The sequence below is a fragment of the Vagococcus sp. WN80Y genome (genome assembly GCF_059621045.1).
In genome coordinates this window covers 1-562 of sequence record NZ_JCAQHY010000017.1, presented here as the reverse complement: position 1 = coordinate 562, position 562 = coordinate 1, and the positions used below count along the sequence as shown (strand labels likewise).

The 562-nt window shown below is 43.4% G+C and carries 1 protein-coding gene and 1 pseudogene; both read right to left on the bottom strand.

The window, feature by feature from the left end:
- Positions 1-187, bottom strand: a 187-nt coding sequence (locus tag AC5KOD_RS02385; RefSeq protein ID WP_496912954.1) for a hypothetical protein, incomplete at its 3' end; no start/stop codon positions are given.
- 24 nt (positions 188-211) lie between these two features.
- Positions 212-562 (bottom strand): annotated as a pseudogene (locus AC5KOD_RS02380) (hypothetical protein); the annotation flags it as partial.

Genomic DNA, 562 nt, shown 5'->3' with positions numbered 1-562 from the left:
GCCTTACCTGTGACAACAACGCTTCTTCGGTCTCCCCTTCTATGAAGCGACGTAAACGGGGAGAATACTTAAAATCATACCAGCCATCTGGATACTGCTCTTGATACACGTGCCAAGTCCAGCTGAGTCCTTTCAAGGACTCTTTAAGACGGTCATATTCCTCATAAGAGAGTCGTTTTTTCTTCATACTGGTCGTTCCTTTATGTCTGATTTAATACTCATTTTTGGTCGATGTCACTTGTTTGGTGTATTTATGAACGGTTCCTAAGGACACACCGCACTCAAGGGAAATTTCTCGCAGAGTCTTTCGTTGTGTCTGATGAAGATCTTGAATCCGCTGAATCATTTGGGGGGCAATCGTTGGACGTCCTCCTACAATCCCTTTAAGCTGGGCTTTTTCTAACCCGATACGGGTTCGCCAGCTGATCACTTCTTTTTCTTTTTTGGCTAACTCATACAACAAATCTAAATAACGCGAGGATGACTCTAATGGCTGCTCCATAATGTCAAACCGAATCTGATGATCGTGGATCAATTGAAGGGCTGGAAGCAGTTGATTTAA